Annotated in this window: 3 protein-coding genes; 1 reads left to right on the top strand and 2 read right to left on the bottom strand. The window is 67.3% G+C overall.

Features of this window, described 5'->3' with window-relative positions; genetic code table 11:
• Nucleotides 1-53: 53 nt before the first annotated feature.
• Nucleotides 54-1,352 carry a hypothetical protein gene (locus ACYDAT_RS08630; protein ID WP_461442091.1) on the bottom strand — a complete coding sequence of 433 codons (1,299 nt, stop codon included), beginning with the start codon at nt 1,350-1,352 and terminating at the stop codon, nt 54-56.
• Between the two features lie 441 nt (nt 1,353-1,793).
• On the opposite strand from ACYDAT_RS08630, the gene ACYDAT_RS08635 reads away from it, so the two are divergent.
• On the top strand, nt 1,794-5,357 hold the full coding sequence (locus tag ACYDAT_RS08635; protein ID WP_461449617.1) for a PAS-domain containing protein: 3,564 nt from the start codon (nt 1,794-1,796) through the stop codon (nt 5,355-5,357).
• On the opposite strand, the gene ACYDAT_RS08640 is transcribed toward ACYDAT_RS08635, so the two are convergent.
• Entirely contained in the window at nt 5,321-6,031 is a 711-nt protein-coding gene (locus ACYDAT_RS08640; protein WP_461438729.1) for a response regulator transcription factor, read from the bottom strand. The genes ACYDAT_RS08635 and ACYDAT_RS08640 overlap by 37 nt on opposite strands.
• Nucleotides 6,032-6,193: the final 162 nt, after the last annotated feature.

Consider the following 6,193-nt stretch of genomic DNA (forward strand, 5'->3'; position numbering starts at 1 on the left):
GCATTGACCTACCGGCCGCGCGAAGCGACCGGGGGGGGCATGGTGGGTCAGGGTCAGAAGTGGTAGATCGCGCTGAAGTTCATCTGGTTGCCGCTGATGCTATTGCGGTTGAGGCCGGTGGTCGTGTAGTTCAGCCAGTCGTGGAGCCACTCGATGCCGAGACCATAAGGGCCGTCGTTATAGAGCAGGCTCGCCACTGCCTGGCGGTTTTCGAGGTAGCCGGATGATCCATGGCCCATCCAGGTGATCACGTCATGCGTATTGGGCTTGCCGTACGCGTAGAACGCGTTGGCGCTCCAATGCGGGGTGAGGTTGTAGCCCACCTGCAGCCAGCCGCCGGTCTCCTTGATGTTGCCGAACTGGGTCATGGTGCCGAACATCTGACCGAGGCCCTTGCCGCTGTAGAGGTTGCCGTGGAACAGCCAAGGACCGGGATGCCAACTGGCGCCGACCTCGAACGCTTCGGTGTTGATCCCGGAGGCAATCGGGGTTGGCGCGGTGCCGCCCACTCCACTGAGACTGACCTGACTGTAATGCACCACGGCGTAGGCCAGCCAGTCCTTGTCCTGCACGTGCAGGCGCGCCTCGAGTTGCGGTTTGAATCCGGCGTTGCCGGCGGTCAGGTAGTTGACATCGTTGCCCGGTCCGTTCCACTGGCCCTGGAAGACGCCCAGGTCGAGCCGCCACTGCGGACCAGTGGCGCCGTGGTTGAGATCCTGCATCCACACCACGCCGGGGAAGCGCCAACCGATCAGACCCGCGCCAAGACCCAACGGGAAGGCGATGTGCGACAGGGAGACCGGGATATTGTCGAGCCCGATCATCAGATCCCATTGCTGGCCGATCTGTATCGTGCTGCCATTGCCCGGATTGGCAAGAACTATGTAAGCCTGTCGCAGGCGCGGCGTGGCCTGCTCCTGGCTGTAAGGGCCGGCGCCGTTGAAGCCGCCAAAGAAGTCCATCTCTAGATGACCACCGCCGGTCCAGCCGTTGGCCAGCGCGGGGCCGGCAAAGTCAAACCAGAAGCGCGTGTTGCGCACGTCGCCACCGCTGAGTGAGCCGGTGGTGCCCGGCTGCGGGTATTCGGCGTTCTGCCCGTTACCGTAGATGAAACTCTTGTCCTGGTGGAAGAAGGTGGCGTCGACCCAGCCGTGCATGGACACCGAGACGCCCGGGCCGCTGCTGAACACCTGTTTCTCCAGCTTCGGCGCCGGCGCCGGTGGCGCGCTGGCCTGAGCCTGGATCTGCGTCTGCTGCTGCGCCTGTTCGCTCTCCATCTGCTTGAGCTTGTCACGCAGCATCTGCAGATCCTGCTGCTGCTGATCAAGCTGCTTCTGCTGCTTGTCGATCATGGCGCGCAACGCTTGATCTGCGCTGCGCTTGTGGGCGGGGGCTGCGAGCACTGGGCCGGCCGCGGCAAGCCCAAAGCACATGGTCAAGGCCAGAAATAAACGATTACGTTTCATCGGATGTCCCCTCGGGTGATCGCAGTAATGCTTGCCGCGATGAACGTCACGACGAAGCATTTGAAAATTATGAGTTGTAGAATCCACGATAGCTATTCCACTTAAGTCGAAGCGCTCGCGCTCGGCTGCCGCAATGCGGCAGCCGCCGCCTGCCTGGAAGGGGTTCTGCGGCGGCGGCCGAGTCGAGCGGCTGCAACAGGCGCTTCGCAAGGCGCTGGCAAGGACGAGCAGGCTCGCGGCCAACCGGCGCCAGACGCACCGGTTACACTGCCACCCCGGTCGCGCAGGGAGAGCAAGCTCACGGCCGACGGGGCTGGCGGAGGGGGCATGATCGCAGGCGGCGTATTGCTGCTGGTATCGCTGGCGTATGCCGGCATGCTGTTCGCGCTGGCCTGGTGGGGAGACCGCAGGCCGGTCTACCCGGCGCGCACCGCGCTGCAGCCGTTGATCTACAGCTTGTCGCTGGCGGTCTACTGCTCGGCATGGACCTTTTACGGCGCTGTCGGCACAGCCGCGCGCAGCGGTTTGGCCTTCCTGCCGATTTATCTCGGGCCGATCCTGCTGTTTACGCTCGGGTACGGTCTGCTGGGGCGCGTGCAGCGGATTGCCAAGCGCCGCAACCTGACGTCCATTGCCGACCTCATTGCCGCGCGCTTTGGCCGCTCGCCGGGACTGGCCGCGTTGATCACGGTGATCGCGGTGATCGCGGCGGTGCCCTACATCGCGCTGCAGTTCAAGGCGGTGTCGCAATCGGTGGTGGTTCTCGCCGGCAGTCACTCGTCCGGTGCCCTGATCACCGACAGCGCGCTGTGGGTCGCGCTGCTGCTGGCGGTGTTCGCGATCCTCTTCGGCACGCGCGCGATCGACGCCACCGAGCATCACCACGGCATGATGCTGGCGATCGCAGTCGAGGCGCTGATCAAGCTGCTGGCCTTTCTCGCGGTGGCGCTGTTCGCGCTGCGCCACGGACCCGGACTGATCGCGAGTTACGCGCAGACCGTCACCACCGTCCCCCGTGATGGATTGCCTCCAGACTTCCTGGCGCAATGCCTGCTGGCCTTCTTCGCCGGCATCACCCTGCCGCGCCAGTTCCAGGTGACCATCGTCGAGTCGGAGCATCCGGACGATCTGCGCACGGCACGCTGGATCTTCCCCACGTACTTGCTGTTGATCGTGCTGGCAGTGCCGCTGATCGCCGCTGCCGGCAACGTTCTGCTGGCCGGCGACCGCGGTCAGGCCGATGCCTGGTCGCTGCTGCTGCCGCTGCAACAGAACAACCGTGCGCTGGCCATCCTGGCCTACGTCGGCGGGTTTTCGGCGGCGACGGGGATGGTCATCGTCGCCAGCGTGGCGCTGGCAACGATGATCAGCAACGATCTGGTGATGCCGGCGCTGTTGCGCGTGCGCGCATTGCATCTGGAGCAGCGCAGCGACCTTTCCCGCGTCGTGCTCGCGGTGCGACGCGCGGCGATCCTGTTGCTGGCCGCGGCGGCCTACGCTTACTACCGCGGACTATCCGACCGCGAAAATCTCGCCGCGCTGGGCCTACTGTCGTTCACCGCGGTGGCGCAGCTCGCGCCGGCCATGCTCGCGGCGCTCTACTGGCGCGGCGCCAGTCGTGCCGGTGTCTATGCCGGGCTGATCGGCGGCTTCGCGGTCTGGATCTATACGCTGCTGCTGCCGGCGCTGGCGCAGGCGCACTGGTTTGCTGCCGGATGGGTGCGCCAGGGCCCGTTCGGCATCGACTGGTTGCGGCCGCTGGCGTTGTTCAACCTCTCGGGCTGGGATCCGGTCACCCACGGCACGGCATGGTCACTGCTGGTGAACGTGGCGGCACTGGTGTTCGTCTCGTTGCGGTTCCGCCCCAGCCTGGAGGATCGCCTGCGCGGACAGGACTTCCTCGAACAGCCCGCGCTTGATGCATCCCTGTCGACAGCCGGTGACTGGCGCGGACGGATCACCGTCGCCGATCTGCGCGCGATCGCCGAACGCATCCTCGGCGAGCGCGGCGCGGTGCGCGCCTTCGAGGACTACGCGCAAGGGAGTCAGGCCATGCTCGCGCCCTCCGCGGTCGCGGATCGCGCGCTGCTGCAGTACACCGAGCGCGTGCTGGCCGGCGCGGTCGGCGCGGCCTCGGCGCGACGTCTGCTGATGTCGGCGCTGTCCGGCAGCGGGCTCGACGTTGCCGAAGTGCTGGCCCTGCTTGACGAGGCCTCGCAGGAACTGCGCTTCAACCGCGGCCTGCTGTCATCCACGCTGGAGCACATCGCGCAGGCGGTCAGCGTGGTCGATGCCGAGATGCGCCTGGTGGCCTGGAACCGCCGCTATCTCGAGCTTTTCGACTATCCGCCGGGGCTGGTATTCGTCGGTCAGTCGGTGGCCGAGCTGATCCGCTACAACGCCGAACGCGGCGAATGCGGTCCGGGCGAGGTGTCCGAACACGTCGCCAAGCGCATCCGCCACATGCACGCCGGCTCGCCACACGTGTTCGAGCGCGTGCGCACGGACGGCCGCGTGATCGAGATGCGCGGCATCCCGCTCTCAGGGGGCGGCTATGTCACCACGTATGCCGACGTTACCGCCTACAAGCGGGTCGAGCTTGCCCTGATTGAAGCCAACGAAACGCTCGAGCAGCGCGTCGCCGAACGCACGGTGCAGCTCAGCGAGGCGTTGGCCGCGCAGGAGCACGCCAAGCGCGAGGCCGAGGCTGCCAATCTGTCGAAGACCCGTTTTATTGCTGCCGCCGGCCATGACCTCCTGCAACCGCTGAACGCTGCGCGCCTGTTCACGGCGGCACTGCGTCAGCAGCCGGATCTGGATCGTGAGGCGGCGCATCTGGGCGAACGCATCGAGACCAGCTTCCGCGCCGCCGAGGATCTGCTCGAGGGGCTGCTCGATGCCTCGCATCTGGACGCCGGCCGCTACCACCCGGAAATCGGTGCGGTCGCGCTGGGCGAGCTGTTTGCTTCACTGAAGGCGCAGTACGCGGTGCTGGCGGCGCAGCGCGGTCTCGCCCTGCGCGTGCGCGAGACGCGGCTGCTGGTACGCAGCGATCCGCAGTTGCTCCGCCGCATCATCCAGAACCTGCTGTCCAACGCGTTGCGCTACACCCCGCACGGCGGCGTGCTGCTGGGTGCGCGCCGGCGCGGCGCCGGCGTGCGCATCGAGGTCTGGGACACCGGCCCCGGCATCGCGCCGGAGCAGCAGCGGCTGATCTTCGCCGAATTCCAGCGCCTCGATCAGCCCTCGCCCTGGGGCGAACGCGGCCTCGGGCTTGGATTGTCGATCTGCGAGCGCATTGCGACCATCCTCGACCACCGGCTCGAGCTCGCCTCCACGCCCGGGCGCGGCAGCGGCTTCATGGTCAGCGTGGCGCGTGCCGAGGGCGTGGCTGTGCTGCCGCGCACGGCGCCGGTCGGCGGCGAAGCCTCGCCTTTCGCGCACACGCTGGATCTGGACGTGCTGTGCCTGGACAACGATCCCACGATTCTCGAGGGCATGAGCGCACTACTCGTTCGCTGGGGGGTGCGCTGCCGTACCGCCACCGGCATCGCGGAGGTCGAGATCGCGCTCGCCGAACGCGTGCCGGACCTGCTGCTGCTGGACTTGCATCTCGGTGCCGATGCGGACGGGCTGGATGTGCTGCGGAACCTGCGTCTGCGGTATCCCGAACGGCTACCGGCCGCACTACTCACCGCCGACGGCAGTAACGAGTTGCAGGCGCGTGCCCGTGCGTTGGGCGTACCGGTGCTGCTGAAGCCGATCAAGCCGGCCGTCCTGCGCGCGCTGCTGGCCGCGCTGGCGCGTGCCGACACGACACGGCGACGTGCCGTCGCCGCGCGCGCCGCGGTGCTTCAGTCTTCGTCGGGCAGCAGGGGCAGCGGCGTCTGATCCAGCGCCAACTGGCTCGCGGCCAGTGCGACCTGTGTGCGATTGGACACACCTAGCTTGCGCATGATTGCGGTCATGTGTGCCTTGATCGTCGCCTCGGAGACGCCGAGCTCGTAGGCAATCTGCTTGTTGAGCAAGCCTTCGGCAATCATGCCGAGCACGCGAAATTGCTGCGGCGTCAACTCGGCGATGCGCGCCGCCACGGCGGCCTCGTCAGGCTTCAGTTCGGTTTGTCCGGGGGTCATTGTGGCCGGCACCCATACCTCGCCGGCGAGCACGGCGCGCACTGCGGCGCCGATGTCCTCGCCCGCCGCCGACTTGGCGAGATAGCCGGACGCGCCGTGCGCGAGGGCGCGACGAACCACGGCCGCCTCTTCGTGCGCCGAGACGACCACGATCGGCAGCCCGGGATACTGACCACGGATGTGCGCCAGCGCCGAGAAGCCGCGCGCGCCCGGCATGTGCAGGTCCAGCAGCAGCAGATCGGCTTGCGGGTGCGCCTCGATCAGCGCCAGCAACGTCGGCACGCTGTCGGCGCCGTGCACCTGCGCGCCGGGCAATGCGCCCTGCACGGCGCTGGTCAGGGCGTCGCGATACAGCGGATGATCGTCAGCGATCAAGACCTCGCGCGGGACCGTTGCGCCGTCGGTCACCGCGCCGCGCGCCGGATCCATGGCGGCCGGACCGCTCATTGGATCAGCCGTTCCCCGACCAGACTCTGCACCACCGAGGGATCAGCCAGGGTCGAGATGTCGCCCAACTGATCGGGGGCGTTCTCGGCGATCTTGCGCAGGATGCGGCGCATGATCTTGCCCGAGCGCGTCTTCGGCAGGCTC

Source organism: Metallibacterium sp., assembly GCF_054637675.1.

Excerpts from the sequence above, each read along its gene's own strand:
- ACYDAT_RS08630 (WP_461442091.1), bottom strand. The coding sequence starts at position 1,352 with ATGATCGACAAGCAGCAGAAGCAGCTTGATCAGCAGCAGCAGGATCTG.
- ACYDAT_RS08640 (WP_461438729.1), bottom strand. The coding sequence starts at position 6,031 with ATGGATCCGGCGCGCGGCGCGGTGACCGACGGCGCAACGGTCCCGCGC.
- ACYDAT_RS08635 (WP_461449617.1), top strand. The coding sequence starts at position 1,794 with ATGATCGCAGGCGGCGTATTGCTGCTGGTATCGCTGGCGTATGCCGGC.